This window comes from Arthrobacter sp. RT-1, assembly GCF_003367205.1.
Classification (GTDB): domain Bacteria; phylum Actinomycetota; class Actinomycetes; order Actinomycetales; family Micrococcaceae; genus Arthrobacter.
In genome coordinates this window covers 37,479-57,677 of sequence record NZ_QRGQ01000010.1, presented here as the reverse complement: position 1 = coordinate 57,677, position 20,199 = coordinate 37,479, and the positions used below count along the sequence as shown (strand labels likewise).

The 20,199-nt window shown below is 63.3% G+C and carries 17 protein-coding genes; 7 read left to right on the top strand and 10 right to left on the bottom strand.

The features are described from left to right. Positions 1 to 118 precede the first annotated feature (118 nt). Entirely contained in the window at positions 119 to 1,132 is a 1,014-nt protein-coding gene (locus DXK94_RS10465; RefSeq protein ID WP_115524924.1) for an ornithine cyclodeaminase family protein, read from the top strand. Between the two features lie 43 nt (positions 1,133 to 1,175). Next, positions 1,176 to 2,195 (top strand): dihydrodipicolinate synthase family protein, encoded by a 1,020-nt coding sequence (locus DXK94_RS10460; RefSeq protein WP_115524923.1) that lies wholly within the window; start codon positions 1,176 to 1,178, stop codon positions 2,193 to 2,195. A 317-nt stretch (positions 2,196 to 2,512) separates the two neighbouring features. Here the strand turns inward: DXK94_RS10460 and DXK94_RS10455 are convergent, their stop codons facing one another. Continuing rightward, entirely contained in the window at positions 2,513 to 3,769 is a 1,257-nt protein-coding gene (locus DXK94_RS10455; RefSeq protein ID WP_115524922.1) for a substrate-binding domain-containing protein, read from the bottom strand. A 124-nt stretch (positions 3,770 to 3,893) separates the two neighbouring features. On the opposite strand from DXK94_RS10455, the gene DXK94_RS10450 reads away from it, so the two are divergent. The 4 genes from DXK94_RS10450 (at position 3,894) to DXK94_RS10435 (ending at position 8,825) form a co-directional block, all read left to right on the top strand. Then, a complete protein-coding gene (locus tag DXK94_RS10450) occupies positions 3,894 to 5,402 on the top strand; it encodes a sugar ABC transporter ATP-binding protein (RefSeq protein WP_181884798.1) in 1,509 nt (502 codons plus the stop codon). Further along, on the top strand, positions 5,399 to 6,358 hold the full coding sequence (locus tag DXK94_RS10445; protein ID WP_115524920.1) for an ABC transporter permease: 960 nt from the start codon (positions 5,399 to 5,401) through the stop codon (positions 6,356 to 6,358). The genes DXK94_RS10450 and DXK94_RS10445 overlap by 4 nt, the downstream gene beginning before the upstream one ends. Further along, the gene (locus tag DXK94_RS10440; RefSeq protein ID WP_115524919.1) at positions 6,355 to 7,383 is read left to right on the top strand and encodes an ABC transporter permease; all 1,029 of its coding nucleotides are present in this window, start codon (positions 6,355 to 6,357) and stop codon (positions 7,381 to 7,383) included. Before DXK94_RS10445 ends, DXK94_RS10440 begins: the two co-directional genes overlap by 4 nt. A 122-nt stretch (positions 7,384 to 7,505) precedes the next feature. Further along, complete coding sequence (locus tag DXK94_RS10435; RefSeq protein ID WP_115524918.1) at positions 7,506 to 8,825, top strand: NADH:flavin oxidoreductase; 1,320 nt, start codon at positions 7,506 to 7,508, stop codon at positions 8,823 to 8,825. Positions 8,826 to 8,966: 141 nt separating this feature from the next. Here DXK94_RS10435 and DXK94_RS10430 read toward each other — a convergent pair whose 3' ends face one another. The 7 genes from DXK94_RS10430 to DXK94_RS10400 all read right to left on the bottom strand — a co-directional run bounded on the left by DXK94_RS10430 (position 8,967) and on the right by DXK94_RS10400 (position 18,312). Beyond that, positions 8,967 to 9,380, bottom strand: a complete 414-nt coding sequence (locus DXK94_RS10430; protein ID WP_220272970.1) for a hotdog fold thioesterase — start codon at positions 9,378 to 9,380, stop codon at positions 8,967 to 8,969. Continuing rightward, positions 9,377 to 10,600, bottom strand: coding sequence for an acetyl-CoA C-acyltransferase (locus tag DXK94_RS10425; protein ID WP_115524917.1), 1,224 nt, complete (start codon positions 10,598 to 10,600; stop codon positions 9,377 to 9,379). The genes DXK94_RS10430 and DXK94_RS10425 overlap by 4 nt, the downstream gene beginning before the upstream one ends. 320 nt (positions 10,601 to 10,920) lie before the next feature. Then, on the bottom strand, positions 10,921 to 11,499 hold the full coding sequence (locus tag DXK94_RS10420; RefSeq protein WP_115524916.1) for a TetR/AcrR family transcriptional regulator: 579 nt from the start codon (positions 11,497 to 11,499) through the stop codon (positions 10,921 to 10,923). A 640-nt stretch (positions 11,500 to 12,139) separates the two neighbouring features. Then, positions 12,140 to 12,958 (bottom strand): SDR family NAD(P)-dependent oxidoreductase, encoded by an 819-nt coding sequence (locus tag DXK94_RS10415; protein WP_115524915.1) that lies wholly within the window; start codon positions 12,956 to 12,958, stop codon positions 12,140 to 12,142. After that, on the bottom strand, positions 12,955 to 14,187 hold the full coding sequence (locus DXK94_RS10410; RefSeq protein WP_115524914.1) for a glycoside hydrolase family 1 protein: 1,233 nt from the start codon (positions 14,185 to 14,187) through the stop codon (positions 12,955 to 12,957). Before DXK94_RS10410 ends, DXK94_RS10415 begins: the two co-directional genes overlap by 4 nt. A gap of 55 nt (positions 14,188 to 14,242) precedes the next feature. After that, on the bottom strand, positions 14,243 to 16,921 hold the full coding sequence (locus DXK94_RS10405) for an alpha-L-rhamnosidase (RefSeq protein ID WP_115524913.1): 2,679 nt from the start codon (positions 16,919 to 16,921) through the stop codon (positions 14,243 to 14,245). A gap of 35 nt (positions 16,922 to 16,956) precedes the next feature. Beyond that, the gene (locus tag DXK94_RS10400; RefSeq protein WP_220272969.1) at positions 16,957 to 18,312 is read right to left on the bottom strand and encodes an MFS transporter; all 1,356 of its coding nucleotides are present in this window, start codon (positions 18,310 to 18,312) and stop codon (positions 16,957 to 16,959) included. Positions 18,313 to 18,491: 179 nt separating this feature from the next. Between DXK94_RS10400 and DXK94_RS10395 the strand changes: the two genes are divergently transcribed. Next, on the top strand, positions 18,492 to 19,133 hold the full coding sequence (locus tag DXK94_RS10395) for a TetR/AcrR family transcriptional regulator (protein WP_115524912.1): 642 nt from the start codon (positions 18,492 to 18,494) through the stop codon (positions 19,131 to 19,133). 127 nt (positions 19,134 to 19,260) lie between these two features. Here DXK94_RS10395 and DXK94_RS10390 read toward each other — a convergent pair whose 3' ends face one another. Continuing rightward, a complete protein-coding gene (locus tag DXK94_RS10390) occupies positions 19,261 to 19,539 on the bottom strand; it encodes a YciI family protein (RefSeq protein WP_115524911.1) in 279 nt (92 codons plus the stop codon). 9 nt (positions 19,540 to 19,548) lie between these two features. After that, complete coding sequence (locus tag DXK94_RS10385) at positions 19,549 to 20,127, bottom strand: hemerythrin domain-containing protein (RefSeq protein ID WP_079599026.1); 579 nt, start codon at positions 20,125 to 20,127, stop codon at positions 19,549 to 19,551. Between the last annotated feature and the right edge of the window lie 72 nt (positions 20,128 to 20,199).

Genomic DNA, 20,199 nt, shown 5'->3' with positions numbered 1-20,199 from the left:
TGTTCTCCGTCACGACTATATAGGGTACGATCCGTATCGGATACTATCTTTGAGTTTTCTCGTGAGCTATTCACACGCCGCGGCCCATTGGGCTGCTGCCTGACACAAAGGAGTGCATGTGAGCACCGACGGCGAGCTACCGAAGGATCTTCCGCTCTTTCTTACCGACGCGGACGTGGCCAGTCTTTCGGATTGGCCGGGGGCGATAGAGGCGATCCGTACCGCCTATAAAGCACCGGGCGAGGAGGCCGGCACTCCTGGGCGGATTTTCGCCCAGACGGACCGCGAGTGGTTGCGGATCATGCCCTCGGTGCCACCGAGCGGCCAGCTGTTCGGTGCGAAATCCATCGCAGGGTCCTTTGCGGATGGACTTCGGGTCAGCTACTTGATTTCCCTCTTTGACAAGGACAGCGCGGACCTGGTGGCGCTGGTGGACGGAAACCGGGTGACCGGCCTGCGCACCGCAGCGACCACTGCGGTGGGTGCTTCCAGCATCGTCCCATCACGGCCGCTGAGCCTCGGGGTGATTGGCTCCGGCTTTGAGGCCCGTTCCCATCTGACGGCCTTTTCGCATGTCCTTGAGTTCGCTGATATCCGCGTGTTCAGCCCGACCCCGGCCAATCGTGAGGCTTTTGCCGCCGAGTTCGACGGCGTCTTTGGCACACCGGCACGCGCTGTCGGTTCGGCCCGGGAGGCTGCCGAAGGTGCCGATCTGATTTTGTGCGCGGCCCGCTCCCGGGACGAGTCACCTACGCTGCAGGCCGAATGGGTCGGCCCCAACTCCGCGGTAGTCTCGATCGGTTCCACGACCCCGGCCCAGCGCGAACTGCCTGCGGAGCTGATGGCCAGGGCTGCGGCGGTCGTGGTGGACACCCGCGAAGAGGTAGTCCACGGCAGCGGGGATATGATCGCGGCCCGGGCACACGGCGTAGAGGTGGATTCGCTCGTCGTCACGCTCAATGCCGTTCTGACCGGAGAAACTGAAATCGACGTCGAGCGTGGGATCCGGATCTACAAGTCGACCGGTTCCGGGCTGCAGGACATCGTTGTCGCCGAGATGCTCGTGGTCCGCGCCCGCGCCGAGGGCATTGGCACGATCCTGCCCGTCGGCATCGTCACCAGCCGCAAATAGGCCCAGAGACAAGACCCCACTGACAACAATCAAGGAGTACACCATGGTGGACTACACAAAATCCGAGGCGCGTTCCTGGGCGCGGGAAAAATTTGTCGGCACAGTCGCCGTCACGCACCCGTCCTTTACCCCCGATTTCTCGGGCATCAACGAACACGCGATCCGTCACGACATCCTCCTGCTTAAGGAACGCGGGTACAAGGGTTCCCTGCTGATCGCCGAAGCCAACATCACCCCGGAGGAGAACGCCCGGATCACGGAGGTGGCCCGTGAGGCAGCCGGGGATGACTTCGGGCTGTTTTTCCACGCCATTTTCGGCACCCTGGAAGAAAACATCCATGCCGCGAACCTGGCCACGAAGGCCGGTGCGGACCGCGCCCTGCTGGCCTACCCTTCATCGTTCTGGCCAACCTCGTACGACGAGGTGTTCGACTACACCAAGCGCTTCACCGACGAAACCGACCTGGCGACCATGCTGTTCCCGCTGCCGGCCTGGGGGTTCGAACGCATTCACCCCGCGGGCATGAGCGTTGACTTCGTGCGCCGCGTCCTTGACGCGATGCCGAGCATCGTCGCCATTAAGGCCGAACAGGGCTACCCGGGCATCCCCGGCGTCATGGAGATGTATCACCACTTCCGGGATGAAGTAGTGATCTCCTGCCCTATCGAGGCTGAGATTATTCCCTTGATGTCGGTGCTGGATGTCCAGTTTTCCGGTACCGCGAACACGAACTGGCTGGGTGACTACTACCCGAAGGCCTTCGAGCTCGCGCGCAACGGTAAGTGGGAGGAGGCCATGGAGCGCTACTGGGAGGTCCAGCCGGCACGCGCTGCCAACATTGCCGTGTCCTCAACCTCCACCCCAGGCACAAGCTCCATCAACCGCACCCAGTGGAAGTACCAGGAGTGGCTCTCCGGCTTCAATGGGGGCGCGCTGCGCCCGCCGGCAGTCAGGCTTCCGGACCGCTTCATGAAGCAGCTGCGCGGAAGCCTGGAAGCCTCGGGCCTGCCGGTCACCGACACGCCGGACTCCGAGTTCCTGCGCGGACGCGTCAGCGCCTAAAGCGTAGCCGGCCGTTCAGCTGGCGTGGAAAAGCCCCTTGGAACACTGAAGCCTCATACCGGGCCCGGTGGTCCAAGGGGTTTCCCTTATGTATGACCAGGGGCAGAACTGAGCCCGGACGAAGCGGGGAACACCAGTCCGGCTGAGCGCCTGGCAAACAGCGGTCGAACAGCAACGCTCCCCCGGGAGGTCCCTGCAGTGGACCCCGCCCCGCAACGTGAAGCCCCTTCCCCTGGTTGGATGCTGATTTCAGATCCAACCAAAGGAAGGGGCCCGCGGAGCCCAGCCATGATCCAAGGACGAGGGCTCTTCCGCCGCTATGCGCCGGGGGTTGAGAAGAACAGGTTGAGTCGGTCGGTGGGGAGGTAGTCTTTCGGGTCGCCGGCCAGGTCGGACAGGTCGTTATGGTCCCATGAAGGGTCCGCCACCTCGGCGAGGTTTTCCCGGGACACGATCACCGATGGTTCCACGATCTGATTGATCTTCGGTCCCTCGCCTTTCAGGATGCGCAAGGCGACATCAACCACCGCCTCACCGGTTCGCACGGATGGTGTCGTGGTACCGAAGTACGGGTAGTCAGGCTTCGACAGCGCCCAGGAGGAGAACCCCTGGCTGGAACCGTCGTCCGCGATGGGCGGAGCCTCCAGACCGGACTCCTCGAAGGCGTTGCGGATGCCCACGCCCATCGTGCCGGCCTGCAGCACCGCATCAACCCCGGCCGGATGGGTCGCCAGGAACTTCTGGACCTCTGCCTGGGCGGTGGCCGGCTGGAAGAAACCGGTGACCGAGCCGGCCACCTTGATCTCGGGGCAGTTTTTCAGGACCGCGTCGATGCCCAGGGCAGCGAAGGTCGAAACCGGGATGCCCGGGATGCCGTCGACGCGCAGAATGTTACCCTTGCCGCCAATAGCCCTCACGGTGCCGGAAGTGACCTGGGCGATAGCCAGGGGGACGTTCCTCGTGACGCTCACGGCGTACGCGGAATCGATGGGCACCTGGGCGGCAACAAGGGGGATGCCCGCGTCATGGGCGGCCTCCGCAAGGGCGATGGACGGCTCAGGAGCGATCGCGGTGTAAATGATTACGTCCGGCTTAAGCGACAGCGCCTCGTTGAACTGCTGAAGCTGCAGGGGCACATTCGACGGGTCGTCCGGGGCGAAGTCGCCGACGATCCTGACTCCCTTGGCCTTCAGGCTGGTGCGGATCGCCTCAGACATGGAGGCGATAAAGGGGCTGGCAGGTGGCATGCCCACGATCGCGGCGGTAAAGCCGTCGTTTTTCGTCGACTTGTAGCCGGCCCATGCCGACTTCCGGATCTCGTAGGGGTGGAGGTTGTAGCCCTCCGCGATCTCCTTGGGAAAAGTCGCCAGCAGCCCGTTCGGGTCGTTCGCAGCATCCGTCGGCAACGCCCCACAAGTCCCGGGGGCCGCTGGCGAGGCGAGGTCCACCGCAGCTCCCTTCGAGGAATCCGTGGTTGCCGGCGCCGGTGCCGAACAACCTGTCAGGACGAGGGCGCCGACCCCCAGGATCGCGGCAGCCCGTGGTGAAAGCCAGGGGAAAGAAGTGGTTTTCATGGTTGATCTCCTTGCGGAATGAACGGTTCGTACCGTATGGCATCAGGGTGCCACATGCGGTACGATTCGTCTAGTTTCGAATATGAGTTGCACCACATTTTTCGGCCATCAAAGGAGATCTGCCGTGAATAATCCTTCCTCCGGCCTGACGCTCACTAAAGTGAGCAAACGGTTCGGCGCCACCTGCGCGCTGAGCGATGCGCATCTAAATCTCCGGCCGGGAGAGATCCATACGCTCCTGGGTGAAAACGGCTCGGGGAAGAGCACCCTGGTAAAAATCCTGGGAGGGGTTCACTCTCCTGACACCGGGTCTGTCACTTTGGATAGCGTCCCCGTGAACAGCCGGTCGCCTCGAGAGGCTACGGACCTGGGTATTGCAGTGGTGTTCCAGGAAGTGCTCACCGCGGGAAGCCAATCAGTCCTCGAGAACGTCTGGCTCGGGTCCCACGGGACGTTCCGCCGCCGGCTGGGCCGCTCCAGGCAGCGATCCATTGCCCAGGATGTACTGTCGCGGATCGCCGGCGGGATACCCCTCGATCTTCCGGCCGGGCAACTCTCGCTCTCCCAACGGCAGTCCGTATGCATCGCCCGGGCGCTCGTCCGCGAGCCCAAAGTGCTCATCCTTGACGAGTCCACAGCTTCCCTGGACGTTGAATCCCGGGATCTGCTCTTCGTCGAACTTCGCCGGCTCAAAACCCAGGGAACTGCCATCCTGTTTATCTCGCACCGGATGGACGAGGTTGAGGAGATTTCGGACCGGGTCACGGTGCTGCGGTCCGGGCGCAGCGTAGCCACCGTTGAACGTGCCGACCTGTCCATCGGCCGGTTGATCTCGGACATGACGGGAAACACCGGCCACGACGAGACCCGGCGCAAACCGCACGATCCCGGGGACGTCGTCCTTCAGGTATCGAACGTCCGTCTGTCATCGGCCTCGGCACCCATCAACTTCGAGCTGCGCGCCGGTGAAGTCGTGGGCCTGGCGGGCCTTGAAGGCCACGGCCAAGACCAGTTCCTCAAACGACTGGCCGGCACGGCTGCCGGACCCGGCAACGTTGTTCACATCCTGCCCGAGGGCGGCCTCAAACTAACCGAGCGGAACGGGGACGCTCTCGGGGTCGCCTACCTGCCCCGCGAACGCCGGGGCGAGTCACTCTTTGAGTCCATGTCGATCCGGGAGAATTTCGCACTTCCAACCCTGGAAAAGGACCGCCGCGGCGGCTTGTTGGACACCGTCAAATCCACCCGGCGGTTTGAGGCCTTCGCGCAGTCCTTGTCAATGCGCCTCGGTGCCCCCCAGGACCCGATTTCGACCCTGTCCGGCGGCAACCAGCAAAAGGTACTGCTGGCCCGCTGGCTGGCCACAGACCCAAAGGTCCTACTGCTCAACGACCCCACACGGGGGGTCGACATCGGAACCAAGCAGGAGATTTACGAAATCCTCAACGGGCTCAGTGCCCAGGGCATGAGCATCGTGGTCCTCTCCAGCGAGGTCGACGAGCTCGTCGGCCTCGCGGACCGGGTCCTTGTCTTCCGCGACCAGGAAGTGTTCGCGCACATCCCCCACTCCCAGCTCTCCACCGACTCCATCGTCGCCGCCTACTTCGGCCAGAAATCAGAGGTCCACACATGAACCGCGTCCTGACCTTGTTCCAGCGCTGGCCCTTCGCCTTTGCCCTATTGCTCGCACTGGTACTGCTGGTGCTGAACCTGATCGTCTCACCGTCCTTCCTCTCCCCCGCGCGCCTGCCCGGAACCCTGGCTACACTTGCGCCGTTCGTGCTGGTGGGATTCGCCTCCACACCCTCGATACTCGCGGGCGGCATCGACATTTCGGTCGGCCCCTTGGCCACCTTCATCAACTGTCTGTTCGTTGCCATCCTTATTCCCGCGGGACTGGGCGACTGGCATCTGGCGGCGCCCATCATCCTCGCTGTTGCCGCCGGGGCTGGAGCGTTAAACGGAATCCTGGTCGCGGTGGTGCGCCTGCACCCGGTGGTCGCAACTACCGGGATGCTGTTCCTGCTCGTGGGCCTGTCGCTGAGCATCGCCCAGAACCCCGTGGCCGCACCGAACAATTGGACGGAAGTCTTCGCCGGGGGCATCGGCATCGTCCCGGGTGCACTTATGACGATCGGCGTCGCCGGGCTGATCTGGTTCGCCCTGCGCCGCACGGCCTTTGTCAGCAATCTCCTTGCCACCGGTGACAGCGATGTATCCGCCTACGGTTCCGGTGCGAACATCACGTCGATCCGGATCCTGGCCTACACCCTGGGCGGACTGTTTGCCGGAATCGCCGGAATTGCGTTAACCGCCCTCGTGCAGTCGTCGCAGTCTTCGCTCGCCTCCACCTATGCCCTGCTGGGGCTCGCCGCAGCAATCCTGGGCGGAACCAGCCTGGCCGGCGGCCGCGGTGGCCTGTTGGGTGCACTCTTCGGAGCGGTCGCCATCTATCTCCTGCAGCAACTGCTCACCGCCTCCGGTGTTGCTCCCAGCCTCATCCAATTCGCCTATGGCGCCGTCCTCGTCGTCGGCGTCGTGCTGGGTGCGACGCTTCTGGCCCCCCGCATGAAGAGGAACCCATCATGACCAGTGACACCCTGTCCCCCGCACAAACAACCCATGCGCCCCCGGCGCGGCAAATGACCTGGACCAGGTTCAGGGCCTGGGTCTTGGAAGTACCGGCCCTGCAGGTCCTCGTCGTCCTGGCACTGGCGGCCTGGCTGCTGACCACCATGCCCGCCATGGCAAACCCCCGGTCAATTACCTCGATCCTTGTCATCACGTCCCTGCTCGCCCTCGCCGCCATGGGTCAAACACTTGTGGTGATCCTGGGGGGACTCGACCTTGCTGCCCCGGGCTACATCCTTTTCGGTGCCTTCATGGCGGCGAACGTTGCGGGCAAGCTCGCGCTCCCGGCCGTCGTCGCGCTGCTGATCACCGCCTTGGTCTGCGGTGGCATCGGCGCCCTGATCGGCTGGATCTGCCACCGCTTCGCGGTCCAGCCACTTATCGTCACGCTGGGAACAGGCGCCGCCATTACCGGCGCGACGCTGTTCTTCGCAGACGGCGACTATTCCTCCGCCCCGCCGGTCGAGCTCCGCTCCCTGGCAAGCTTGCGGGGCGCCACCTTCGGCCTGCCGTTCCCCCCGATCATCCTGATTGTGCTCCTGTGCGGGGCAGGAATGTGGATCTTCCTCAACCGCACCGCGGCGGGGCGCCGCTTCCGAGCGACAGGAATCAACTTCCGGGCCGCAGGACTGACAAGGATCCGGACATCAGCCGTGTGGACCGCGGTCTTTGCCGCCTCCGGTGCCCTGGCCGGTGTCGCCGGCGTCTTTATCGCATCCTTCGGCTCGGGATGGTCCCAGACCATCGGGGAACCCTATCTGTTCTCCGGCCTTGCCGCCGTCCTCGTCGGCGGCACAATCTTCGGCTCGATCCGCGGCAGCTACACCCGGACGCTGCTGGGCGCACTCATCCTCACCCTCCTGTCCACGATCATCGTCAGCAACGGGCTGACCGAAGCCCAGAGCCGCATTGTCTTCGGGATCATCATCCTTGCTGTGGTCTCGCTTTACGGCCGGGAACGCCACGTGCGCGACAGATTCTGAGGCTGGTCCGATCTCCGGCAATTTCCGGGAATCCATGCAGAGCGTCAAACCAATACGGCGATTCCGAGCCCAGATCCAACCACCATCAGTGATTCTGCTTCAACTGACAATCAAGGAGACACATGTCCGCTGAGACCGCCACCGCTGCCGAGGTCCTCTCCACACCTTGGAGAATCGACGGCCTGACCATCAAGAACCGCTACATCCTCAGCCCCATGGCCGTCCTCCAGCCGACGAAGGACGGACACCCCAGCGACCAGACCATCGCGTTTCTCACCACGCGGGCACGCGGCGGTGCAGGACTGATCATCATCGGCGGCGGTGTGGCCACCGAGCGTGGGAACCAAGAGGCTCCGTTCCGGCCCCTCATGCGCCTGGACACCGATGAATTCATTCCCGGTCTGCGCCGCATGGTCGATGCCGTGCACGAATATGGTGTCCCCATTTTCGCGCAGATCTTCCCCAGCTTCGGCGCCATGGGCGTGCCCGGCGAGGGTCGGCCCACAAGGGCTGCGAGCCCAAAGCCGGTTCGCATGGCCGCGCCCCGCCTGCCGCACGGTTTCTACATTCCCGGCGGCAGGACAAACCCGACTCCGGAAGAAATCACCAAGGAAGACATCCTTGAGGTCCAGGAACAAACCGTCGCCGCGGTACTTCGTGCCAGGGCGGCCGGCTTCGACGGGGTCGAACTGGGGGCGCACATGCGCTACCTCTATTCCTCATTCCTGTCGCCGCGCACCAACTGGAGGACCGACGAATACGGCGGCAGCACAGAAAACCGCGCCCGCATCCTGGTGGACACGGTTCGCGCCATCCGCTCAGAAGTCGGCCCCGACTACCCCGTAGGCCTGAGGATGAGCACCAACGACCATCTTCCCGACGGCCAGGGGCCTGAAGGGTTCGCAGAAGTCGCCGCGGTCATTGAGAAGGAAGGTCTGGGCTACATCGCCTTGAGTGATGCCAACTATGAGTCAATGGACGACAACCTCACCTCCCGTTCAGGCGCAATCCTGGACCACGGAGAACCGCAAGCATTCCGCGCCGCCATGCCAACAGTCCCCTTGCTCCTCAGCAGCACCTACGACCCCCAACAGTGTGCAGACGCAATCAGCGCCGGCGTCGCTGACGGGATCATGCTGGCCCGCCAACTGCTGGCCGATCCGGAATTCCCCAACAAGACCCTCCAAGGCCGAGAGGAAGAGATCGTGTGGTGCGACCACGACAATTCCTGCCTGCGCCGCCTGATCTTCAACGTCCCCGTCCGGTGCCACAAAAACCCGGCCATGGGACGCGAAAGCATCCTCGCCGGTGCCAGGGAACCAATCTCGGTAAAACTACAGAACCCGGCCCAGAACCTGCTCATTGCCGCAACCGGATCACCGGTCCTCATGGGCCTGGCTGACAAGCTTGCCACCGCCGGCCAGAAGGCCTCCAAAAGCTGACACGGCACTGCGCCGGGCGTCCTTTCGAAGGCAAGCCCGGCGCAGCAGCGGTGCGGACCCAAAAAAGATGTGCACCCCGACTCCTGCAGGAGACGGGGCGCACACGGATCTAACCTTGACCGCGGAAGGACTCGCCGTCGTTCAGTCCGCCGAACGCAGGGCCCTGCCCGTGCCGCGGTAAATCGCTACCGCCCGTTCCCCCGCCCGCACCACAACATCGACAATCATCCGGCGGCCCTCGTGAAAGGTCACCTCAGCGCAGGCCACCAGATCCTCGGAAATGCGGGCCGGGGAAATATAAGAGATCGAAGCCTCGGCGGTCGCGATTCCGGTGCCGAACGTGTTCGCAGCCATGGCGAACGCGGTGTCCGCCAACGCGAACACAAATCCACCATGAGCAATCCCGTGCCCGTTAGCCATCTGGGGCGTGACAGTCAGGACGGCACGGGCACGCCCCTCGCTGGCGCTCAGCACCTGAATGCCAAGGCCTTCCAAAGCCCGGTCGGCGGCGAGCATCGAGCGGGCCGGGTCAGCAATAAGGGTTGACTGCTTCACGAGAGCCTCTCCACTACCATCGCCATGCCCTGGCCACCGCCCACGCAAAGCGTGGCCAGTCCGAGGGATCCATCAGTCATCTGCAATCCGTTGATGAGCGTTCCCACCAACCGCACACCCGTCGCACCGAAGGGGTGGCCCAGGGCAATTGCCCCACCAAACGGGTTGACCCGCTCGGGATCGGCCCCGAGCTTGCGGACCACGGGCACCACCTGGGCGGCGAAGGCCTCGTTCAGCTCCACGATGTTAATGTCACCGATCGACAGTCCCAACCGATCAAGGAGGCGACGGGACGCGTCCACCGGCCCCAGTCCCATAATCTCCGGCGAAAGGCCACTCGCGGCACTGCCCAAAATGCGAACTAATGGCCGCAACCCGAGTTCACCAGCGCGGCGGGCACTCATCACCACCAAGGCCGACGCACCATCGTTGAGCGGACTGGCGTTACCCGCAGTGACTGTTCCGGAATCGCGAAACACCGGGCTGAGGCCTGAAAGGCCTTCCATCGTGGTTCCCGGGCGCGGGCCGTCATCGGCCCCGATGCTGCCGGCGGCCGTGGCCACCGGCACGATCTCGCGGGCAAAGTACCCGGACTCGACACCCCGTTCCGCCCTGCGCTGGGACTCCAGGGCCCATTCGTCCTGGTCACGCCGGGAGGTCCCGGTGTGACGGGCCACGAACTCGGCGGTCTTGCCCATCGAAAGATACACATCGGGCAGTTCCCCGCGGTCCCGGGGGTCAGACCATGGCTGGCCGGCTTCGAAGACGCCATTGGCACGTCGTGCTGCGTCCGAGAAGGCGGGATGAGGGTTTTCAGTCACTGGAGGCGTCGAACTGGTCGATTCGACGCCCGCAACCAGGAAGGCATCGCCATCGCCCGCCCTCACGGCTTGGGCAGCCATTGCAGTGGCTTGCAACGAGGAGGCGCAGAAGCGGTTCACTGTGACCGCAGGGACAGTGTCCATTCCTGCAAGCACCATGATTCGGCGCCCAACGTTATCTCCCTGGGCGCCCTGCGGGACAGCGCAACCGACGTAGGCATCCTCGAACTCGACAGGCTCGAGCTGTGGAACAGCAGCTAGCGCTCCCCGAATAGCTGCCAGCGCGAGGTCTTCGGGGCGCTCAGCAGCCAATGAACCCTTACGGGCCCGGCCGATCGGCGTCCTGCGGTAGGCAACGACAACAGCGTCGCGCGGCTCCAGAGCAGACTTCACGATCATGCTTTCCCTTCATTGTGGTCCGCCCGCACGCGGCGACTGCCCTGGCACGAGGTGGATTGGAAAGATTGCGAACGCAAAGTCCACGCTCCCAAAGTGAGGGGGCCGTAATCCATGCACTCCATATCTGCAAAGATATACGGTTCGTATCGTATTGCACAAGGGCTGAGGTTCAGGACCACCATCGGGCGCAAGTCAAGATGAAGTAGACACGACATGGCGGCCTTTGCCAATGCTTCTGCCGGGCAGCACGTTGCCTGACGATCCGTTACTTCCCATCAGGTCACGCTGGCCCGGATGTAAGCAAACGCTACCTGGAGCTATTACTTGGCCGTGAGCCCTTCAAGAACCGTCTGCAGGACCGCATCAGTGGCTTTAGCATCAAGGGGGCCGGACTGGAACAACAGGCGGAAGTACAAGGGAGCATAAAGCAGCTCCGTAACCACCTGCACGTCGAGATCCTTGCGTATCGAACCCTCACTTATGGCTCTCTCTACCAGCGACGAAACGGCCTCCGCCCGCGGAAGCCAGAAATGTTTCTTGAATTCCGCCATGGCCAACTCGTCCTGCTGGCACTCGCCGATGAGCTGCGCGACAAGCCGACCCTCGATGCCCGCATAGACCTCCGCCAAGGAGGCCATGTGCTCACGAAGTGCATCGATCGCAGGGACATCCTGGCGCACCGGAGTGCGGGCAACATGGTTGTCCAAGAAAGTATCGATCACCACCGCCACCTTGCTCGACCACCACCTATAGATGGTGGTCTTGCTGACGCCGGCCTCGCGGGCAATCCGCTCGATCGAGAGCTTTTGCACCGTAAACCCGGTAGACCCCGAATCTTCGAGCAACTTCATCGTTGCTTCCAAAATGGAGCGACGACTTTCTTCACTTCTGACTGCCATGAACCAACCCTACGACGATAGTCATTCAATACGAAACGTACACGACCGGGGTTAGTGAAACGGGTTGGATGCAGGCCGCCCATGCCAGCTCAAAATGCTGCCCAAGGGCCAGAGGCGCTCGGAAGCCGTAATCCCGCCCGACTAATTATTGGGGTTTCTATGCGGTCCCACTCCCCCACCGCTTACGGTGTGTTCGCCAGTTAGGGCACACCCAAAGCTGACACACCGTTCCTTGCCTGGCCCTCCAAGCAAACCGGAATTGATCCAGGTTGAACGAGGAGGCCGGTCCGTCCGCCCACGGCCGGGGACAATTGTTATAGGTTATCCACCGCTACTGCTGCCAGGGAGGTACCCCAACGGCTCCCACTTCCAGCCGTGGATAACCTGAATTGATCCCAGCCATGGACGGATCGGAGCGCCATTACGTCGGGCTGCGTGATCGGCAAGCACGGTTTGCCCTGCCGAAGCAGGTCAACGGAATATCCGTCCTCGGCGTTTTGACAGGGATGCGAGAGTGCCTGCGAAGGGAGCTGTTCCATCCTCGTTTCGAGGCATCTTCTTCCCACTTTCCGGTGCCCGCGCTGCACCTCTGTGCAGCAAAAGGCCCAGGAGGTGCAGTCTGAAGTGTCGTCCGTTCGGGTTAGATGGTTTGTCCTGCGTCGGCGAGAAGTGTGCTTCCGGTCATGATGGTGGACAGGTCGCTTGCACAGAATAGGACGACGCGGGCGATGTCGTCCGGGGTTCCGATGCGGCCGATGAGGCTGTTTGTCATGACGGCCATTGCTTCGTCTGTCCCGCTGGGTGGATGCGCGGCGGCTGCGGCCATGTTGCCCTCGGTGGGTACGAACGTGGGTGCGACTCCGAGGACGCGGATTCCGAGGGGCGCGAATTCCAGTGCCATTTGCTTGGTCATGCCGCGGACTGCGTGTTTGGATCCGACGTAGGCGGAGAGCCCCGGGGCTGTTCCGGTGAATCCGGCGGTGGAGACGATGTTGATGATGACTCCCCCGCCGTTGCCGCTGCTCATGTGGCGTGCGGCTTCACGGGAGCCGTTGAAGACCCCGCGGGTGTTCACAGCGAATACCTGCTCCCAGGTGTCATCGGGTGTCTGGAGGACCGGGACGCTGGGGAAAATGCCCGCGTTGTTCACCCAGATGTCGATGCCGCCGAGTTCTTCGACCGCTGATGACGCGCCTGCGCGCACTGATGCGGAGTCGGCGACATCCATGGCGACACCGAGTGATCGCACGGAAAAGCGTTTGGTGATTTCGTCGGCCACTGCCTGCGCCTTTTCCGCATTGATATCGCCGATGAGGACGTTGGCGCCTGCTTCTGCAAGCCGGAAGGCGATGGCTTTGCCTAGGCCTTGCGCCCCGCCGGTGACGACAGCCTGTCGCCCGGTCAGGGACAGTAGGTCTGCGAGAGGTGCCGCGGAGACGTCGGCGAAAGCGGTTGTCATGACAGAACTCCTGTGTCGAGTTCGTTATGCTGGGCGACGCGGCCGAGCCAGGCGAGGCTTGGCTTGGGAGCACGGGCGAAGGTTTCCCGGTCGATGGCGATCAGACCAAAGGTCGGTTCCCAGTGTCCCCACTCGAAGTTGTCCAGGAGCGACCAGTGGAGGTAACCGAGCACGTCAATGCCCTCCGTCATTGTCTCGTGAAGGCCGTGCAGCGCTTCGGTGGTGTAACGGATCCGTTGGTTGTCATCGGCAGTTGCGATCCCGTTTTCCGTGATGAGCACGGGCACGCCTCCGGTGATGTCCCAGGCATGACGGACGGCCATGCTGAGGGCGTCCGGACGGTATGCAGTGCCCACGAGGGTGTTGTCGGGATGTGGCGGGTGCGGGACGAGGCCATTGGCGTCGACTTCCTGGCTGGAATATGCCTGCACGCCGACGAAGTCGTCCCCGCGGCTGCCTTCCCAGTAGACGTCTTCTTTGCCGTAACGGATCTCCAGCAGTTTCTCCTCACCTCCAGGAGCGGCTGTGAGCGCGCCGGCCGCGATGGTCCATCCGATCTTGGCGTTGGTGCGTGAGCGCAGGATGTCACGGGCTGCATGGTGGATGGCGGTGAAGGTGCGCCCGATTTCCGGATCGGCGTAGGTGAGGAAGTCGCTGTGTGTCTGCTTCTTCTCCCCCTCGGTTTCAACGGTGGGGCTCTGCCATTGGGCGCCCTGGGTCTGCTGCATCCGGCGCATGGCGGTCATGATGGCCGCCTGCATGTTAGGTTCGTTCATGGTGACGACCCATTCGACGCCGTCCAGGATGTCGGTGGTGGCGGTGACGTAGCGCTGGAACTTTTCGGATGCATCCGGAGCCAGCCAGCCGCCGTCGTTCGCGAACCACTGCGGGGTGGTGAAGTGCTGCAGGGTGACGACGGGAGTGACGTTCCGCTCGAAGCAGTACTCGATCATGCGGCGGTAGTGTGCGAGCTCGGCCTTGGAGAAGTGCCCTTGGACGGGTTCGATCCGGGACCACTCGAGGCTGAACCGGTAGGAAGTCAGGCCTGCGTCAGCGAGGAGTGCGATGTCTTCCCGGTAGCGGTGGTAGCTGTCGCAGGCGTCGCCGGAGAGTTCCATGCCGGGCATGGTCAGTTCGCGGGCCCACCAGTCGCTGTTGACGTTGTTGCCTTCAATCTGGTGGCCGGCAGTCGCGGCACCCCATAGGAAGCCGTTGGGGAAAATTGTCATGTCATCCTCTTCTGTGAGTCTTGGTGTCTTGGTGCCTTGGGCCCGGCAAGGTTTTCTAAACTGTTACCGTTGACCGGAATGGGCCTGCGGTGGTCGTGTGCGCGAAGGCGCTGGCCACACGGAACCGGCCCGGGCCGGCGGTGTGCTCGGTACCATCGGGGAAGATGATGCGGGCGGTGGTGTCGACTGGGATGTCGGCGTCTATACGCAGTTCTTCACCGTCGAGCTGCCAGTGCACCTTGATCGTCCCGTTGGGGGTTTCGTGTGAGCCGCGCGCCCAGGTAAGTCCCGGGCCGGGGGTTGGAGCGATGACAACGGAGCGCCAGGCTACCGTGTCCTGGTCCTGTCGCAGGCCGAGGGTGTATTCGTGGAGGAACCGGAGCACGGTTCCTTTGCTGTAGTGGTTCAGGGATTCGTGGGCGTTGCCTTCCTCGTCGATCCCTTCCCAGGCTTCCCAGATCGTTGTGGCGCCCTTATCCACCATGTACAGCCATGACGGCGCGGTGCGCTGCAGGAGCAGCTCGTACGCGACATCCTCCCGGCCGGCCTCGACGAGGACGGGCAGGAGGTCTCCGGTGGAGAGGAACCCTGTGCCCACATGTGTATCCGCGGAGCGGATGAGCTCAACGAGCCGGTCGACCGCCAGCCCGCGGGTGTGTTCGGGCAGGAGCCCGAATGCCAGGGCGCGGACGTAGCTTGCCTGGCTGTCGGTGGCTGTAGTGCCATCCGTACGAAGGTAGGCTGCCTGCCACGCTTCACGGACGGAGTCGGAGATTGCCGCGTACTGTGCCGCCTCTCCGGCCCGGTTAAGAACGTGTGCGATACGGGCGAGCGTGGTGGTGGACCGGTAAAGGTACGCGGTTCCGACTTCGCCTTTGTCTTCCATGAACCAGGCCATGGGGTTGTCCTGGACGGGGTCGATCAGTTTCCCGTCGGCGTCGCGTTTCTTCGGTTCTGTCCATTCGCCCCAGTGGAACGTGCCGTCCCACAGATACTGCTCAAAGGGCTCCGGGTCGGGTGAGAGCTGGGCGCGGCTGTGGTGGCGGGTGGTCTGTGCCTTCTCGAGAGCCCACTGCACCCAACGGGTCATGGCGTCCCAGTTCTCGGCGAGTACTGCGTCGTCGCCGTAGGCCTTGTACAGCTCCCAGGGCACGGCCACGATGGCGTCTCCCCAGCCTGCGGAACCGGTCATCATCGCGAACTGGTCCGTCAGGTTGTTCTTAATGCGGCGGCCGTCGGGCGAGAAGTTGGCGATGCGGCCGTCTTCGAGTTGGTCGTCGCGCACTGACCGTAGCCATTTACGGCTGAACCCGAGCACGTCCCGCAGCCTTGTGGCCGTGGAGATAAACACCTGGTAGTCCCCCGTCCAGGCCAGACGCTCCCGGGTGGGGCAGTCCGTGGGGACATCGACGGCGTTTCCAAGGAAGCTCCACGCGCCGATGCTGTGCAGGTGGTTGAGGTCTTCGTTGCTGCAGGAGAATTCACCGGTTCGGCGGAGGTCGGTGTGAACGACCTCCATGGCCAGCGTCGACGGATCCAGAGTCGCACCGTCGCGGCTGATACGGGCGTACTGGAATCCATGGACCGTGTGGCGCGGCTCGAACACCGCGGGGACCGCTCCTGCAATCACTTCATCACGCTGAGAGAAGATCCTTGCGGGCTCTCCCGGCCGGTGCGAATCCAGATGGGAGGTCGACAGGTCCCCGTCCGGACCAAGATGCTCGCCGTACTCAATCAGCGTGCGCGTGCCCTCAGGGCCGAGGTCCTCCAGCCGGATCCAGCCTGAGGCGTTCTGGCCGAAGTCAGCCACCCACACTCCCGGCCGGACCTCGAGGAGGCGCTCAGGTTTACGCGATTCGGTGACCCGCACCGGCGGTGCCGGCGACCAGTCAATGGGCGGTGCTTCGACTGCTCCTGCGAGGGCTTTCACGGGCACTACTGCGGGCAAGGTTAAGTCGAGTGTTTGCCCGTCCATAAGGTCTGCCCGCGTGGTGTGCGACGGCGTGCTGGTCCAGGTGTCGTCTGTGACGACAACGTGGTGGGATCCGTCGGCCAGTTCGATGTGCAGTTCGGCGAGTACTCCGAGGGTGGTGCCCCAGCCGGCGGGGAGGCGGAATGCCCCGACTTGTCCGCGGTACCAGCCGTCAGAGACTTCGACGTCAATGCGGTTCCGCCCCGGCTTGAGCGCGGATGTCACGTCTGATGCTTGGGCGTAGAGCGTGCGGTCGTACGACGTCGATCCGGGGGCAAGTTCGGTAGTCCCCGCCCGTTCACCATTAATGGCGGCGGTGTAGATACCGAGGGCGGTCGAGTACAGCCGGGCAGACTTCACACCGGCCGAAAGTTCGAACTCGGCAGACAGGACGTTTGCGGGCCGTTGGCCGTAGCCAGGGTCCTCGTTTTCGACCGGCGAGATCCATGAGGCGGTCCAGTCCGGGTTGAGGAGTCCGACTTCGAATGGGGACCAGTCAGACCACTCGGCATTGATACCGGCGGCCCGCACACGCCACTGCACCCGTTGGCGGCTGCGCAGTGGCGCCCAAGGCCAGGCAACATACAGGTGCCCGGTAGCTGTTGCCGCTTGCTCCGGTCCACCGTCGATGAGCGCTTCGAGCTCAAAGTCCTGGCCGGCGGCATCAAGAGCGGGTTTCCAGGACAGCCGTGGCGCAGATCCCGTCACCGGGAACTCATCGCCACCGCTGTCAACGGTCAGGTCGTAGGGCGCTCCGCCCATTCGTGGTCCTTCTTCCTTGAGTACGGGAACAGCGTCTAGCGGACGGTCTTGACCTTGACCGCGATCACCAAACCGCCCAGCAGGGCAAGGACAGCGCCGGCAAGATACAGGAGTGTGTAGTTCTTCTCCGCGCCCACGGCACCTAAGGTGATGACAAGGGAGGCGATGAGCGGGGCGACGGCGCTGGGTATTTTCTGCGCGAAGGCCACGACGGCCATGTAGCGTCCGGTTTCGGTGCGGTTGGGCAGGATGGCAAAGATGATGGCCTGGTCGACGGTAGCGAACACGGCGATCGCCATCTGCATCAGGACTGCCCCGACGATCAGCTGCGGCAAGGACCAGGCAAAGGCCTCAGCCACCGCACCGGCGACGAAGAGAACCGCAGCGATCAGGACGAACAGGCGCCGGCGCTTGAGCTTGTCTGACAGGAACCCGCCCAGCAGTGCGCCCCCCGCAGCAGCGACGACGCCCAGCATGCCGATGGTGGCGACGACACCAGCCACCTCGCGGACCGGGAGCTCGAGGCGCTGCGCGTAGAAGAAGGTGCCGAAAGTGGTGTTGAAGTACAGGCCCATGAAGAACACGAACCGTCCGAGCCAGTTCCACGCAAAGTCGGGGTACTTGCGCACGTTGAAGCCGTAGCTGGCAACCAGCGACTTCGCGGTGACCTCCGAGTGGACGGCGATATTCTTGGAACTTCCCTCGGGCTTGATCAGCGGAAACAACGCCAGGAGCACTGCCCCGACAACCCCCGGAACGACGAAGACCAGCAGAGTGTTGGACGAGACCGCGTAGGCGATTCCAATGCCGAGCACGGGGGCGATCTGTGTCATCAGCCCGGTCAGTGCGGACACCTTGCCGCGTTGCTGCTCGGGGAGCTTGTCGGCCATCAGGTTCTGGATCGCACCCCCGGAAATAGACCACCCCGACATGCCCAACACCCAGCCTGCACCCACGATCAGCAGGTTCGGCGCCGACCCCATCACGATCAGGCCGGCAAGACCGATCGCCGTGCCGAGGAAGATGAACGGTGTCCGGCGCCCGAACCGGGACCGAGTGCGGTCGCTCCAGATCCCGACCATTGGACTGATGAGAAGGTAGATCAGCTGAGCCGTGCCGGTGATGTAGCCGAGGACTTCCTCCTGGCCAGGAGCGAGTTCAGTAATCCGCACCGCGATACCGTACGAGAGCGGAACCATCATGGCCATTGATGCCCCGAAGCTGGCCAGCATTAGCCAGAAGATATAGCCCCGGCTCACTGGCGACTGGGGCTCTTCAGCGACGGTCTCCACACCGCCGGAAGGTTCGCCGGGATTCTGGTTTCCAGGCACTGGCTGGGCAGCCGCAATGCCGCCAACGAAACCAGAAGCCTCGTGTTCGTTCGTAGTCACCTATGACTCCTTAATCGGATGGCTCCCCGCCCGCGGCACCGCAAACAACGGACGACAACTGTGTCGAAAGCCAAGTAAATAGTAACCATCGTGGTTACTCTTCGAAGAATAGTAGCCATAGTGGTTACAATTGGCAACAGTCCCGGAAAGAAAACCAGCCGGAGAAAAGAGACGAACTCGTGACCACAACTGCCGAGCAAGAGACCGGGAAGAAGGCCGGCCCGCGACGCCGCGGCCCCTACGCATCAACTCCCGCCCGCCGAGCGGAAATCGTCCGGGCAGCTTCCGCCAGCTTTGCCGAGCACGGCTACGAAAGGGCATCCCTGAGGGATATTGCCGCGCGAGCAAACGTGACGCACGCGGCCTTGCTCCGCCACTTCGCCACAAAGGATGATCTCCTCCTGGCCGCCCTCGCGCAGCGTGATGCCGACGATGCCGAACTAGCCCGCCGCATCATCGAATCGAGGGTGCCCAGAGAGCAGGTGCTGACCAGCGTTCTGCGGGATGAGTTTGCCCATCCCGACCAACAGCGAAACTGGCTCGCGATCACCATCGCGGCGACGAATCCGAGCCATCCCGCCCACGACTTTTTTATTGCCCGTCGGGAAAAAATGCGCGATCACTTCACCAGCACTCGACTCGCCACCACACAGGACAGCGAGGAACTCACCGCCGACGACAAAGTAACCATGGTGATGGCGATGATCGACGGGCTCCGGATCCAGTCGCTCCTCGATCCCGAACGGCCCCTGCTCCATCTCATGGAAACACTCATGCGGTTCATCGCTTCCCCCAAAAATGGAGGAACCTCGCCCAGCTAGAGCACACCCCGACCTGACGTCAGGAAACCCCCAAAAACCCGTCAGAATAGGGCCGGAACCACCATTTCCCGACACCCCCGATGGAAGGTCCTAGCCCCAACCTGACAGAGCCAGGGAGCAACAACCCCTAGTCGAACCGCACAGCGTCCCACTCCAGCACCCGCGGCTGGGCCAGGCCCTCCACCACAAACGGATCCCCGCCAATAAACCGCTCCGCTTCCGCCCGCGAAGAAAAGATCCCCATCGAGGCGCCGGCCGGATCGTCCGCCTGGAACGGGCCCAGTGCGATCAGCCCGCCGCCGTCGGCATGGAACGCTTCGAAGTAGGCCTGATGGCGCGGGTACGTCTCGAAAACGCGCGAGCGGTCAATGCCCTCGGCCAGGCTGTACAGGACAACGCACTCCATCCGCCGGTCCTAGGAGCCTGTCTTCCGGCCGGTGAGCTTGTCCAGCAGCCGGTCCACCATGCCCACACCCGCTCCCACCGTCTTGTGGAAAAGCTCCGAATGCGGCGCGCTGGGGTGCGGCCGGGTGGGCGCCAGCTTTTTCGCCTTCTCCACCTTCTCGCCCATCTCCACGAGCTTCTCCCGGGGAATGTGCTGGCGCAGCTTCGGGAACTGTTCGGACTCCTCGTCACCCGCGTGATGCGTCAGCTGTCCCTCGAGCTCACGCACCAGGTCCATAAAAGAGGAATCCGAAGGCTCGGCTTTCTCCAGCTGCTTCATCAGCTTGACGATGTCGTCGTGCTCTTTCTTGTCGTGCTCCACTTCCTCTTTACCGTTGGGCACGTGGTCCTCGATGGCGGGGTACACGAACATCTCCTCCGCCACGGCATGGCGCATCACTTCCGCGATCAGGGTGTCCGCCAGGTCCCGGCGCTGGGTTCCATCCGGGGCAGCATGGATCTGCGCGATCAGTCCGATCATCTCCCGGTGATCAGCGGTCAGGATGTCCACGACGTCCACGTTCGCACCGGCAGAATGGGTATCACTCATGACTTGGCCTCCTCCTTGGATCGCTTCCTTATAAGCGGGGTGAGACGGTCAAATTACCACGCGGAAACAGCC

Excerpts from the sequence above, each read along its gene's own strand:
- DXK94_RS10460 (WP_115524923.1), top strand. The coding sequence starts at position 1,176 with ATGGTGGACTACACAAAATCCGAGGCGCGTTCCTGGGCGCGGGAAAAA.
- DXK94_RS10455 (WP_115524922.1), bottom strand. The coding sequence starts at position 3,769 with ATGAAAACCACTTCTTTCCCCTGGCTTTCACCACGGGCTGCCGCGATC.
- DXK94_RS10445 (WP_115524920.1), top strand. The coding sequence starts at position 5,399 with ATGAACCGCGTCCTGACCTTGTTCCAGCGCTGGCCCTTCGCCTTTGCC.
- DXK94_RS10440 (WP_115524919.1), top strand. The coding sequence starts at position 6,355 with ATGACCAGTGACACCCTGTCCCCCGCACAAACAACCCATGCGCCCCCG.
- DXK94_RS10435 (WP_115524918.1), top strand. The coding sequence starts at position 7,506 with ATGTCCGCTGAGACCGCCACCGCTGCCGAGGTCCTCTCCACACCTTGG.
- DXK94_RS10425 (WP_115524917.1), bottom strand. The coding sequence starts at position 10,600 with ATGATCGTGAAGTCTGCTCTGGAGCCGCGCGACGCTGTTGTCGTTGCC.
- DXK94_RS10420 (WP_115524916.1), bottom strand. The coding sequence starts at position 11,499 with ATGGCAGTCAGAAGTGAAGAAAGTCGTCGCTCCATTTTGGAAGCAACG.
- DXK94_RS10415 (WP_115524915.1), bottom strand. The coding sequence starts at position 12,958 with ATGACAACCGCTTTCGCCGACGTCTCCGCGGCACCTCTCGCAGACCTA.
- DXK94_RS10410 (WP_115524914.1), bottom strand. The coding sequence starts at position 14,187 with ATGACAATTTTCCCCAACGGCTTCCTATGGGGTGCCGCGACTGCCGGC.
- DXK94_RS10405 (WP_115524913.1), bottom strand. The coding sequence starts at position 16,921 with ATGGGCGGAGCGCCCTACGACCTGACCGTTGACAGCGGTGGCGATGAG.
- DXK94_RS10390 (WP_115524911.1), bottom strand. The coding sequence starts at position 19,539 with ATGGAGTGCGTTGTCCTGTACAGCCTGGCCGAGGGCATTGACCGCTCG.
- DXK94_RS10385 (WP_079599026.1), bottom strand. The coding sequence starts at position 20,127 with ATGAGTGATACCCATTCTGCCGGTGCGAACGTGGACGTCGTGGACATC.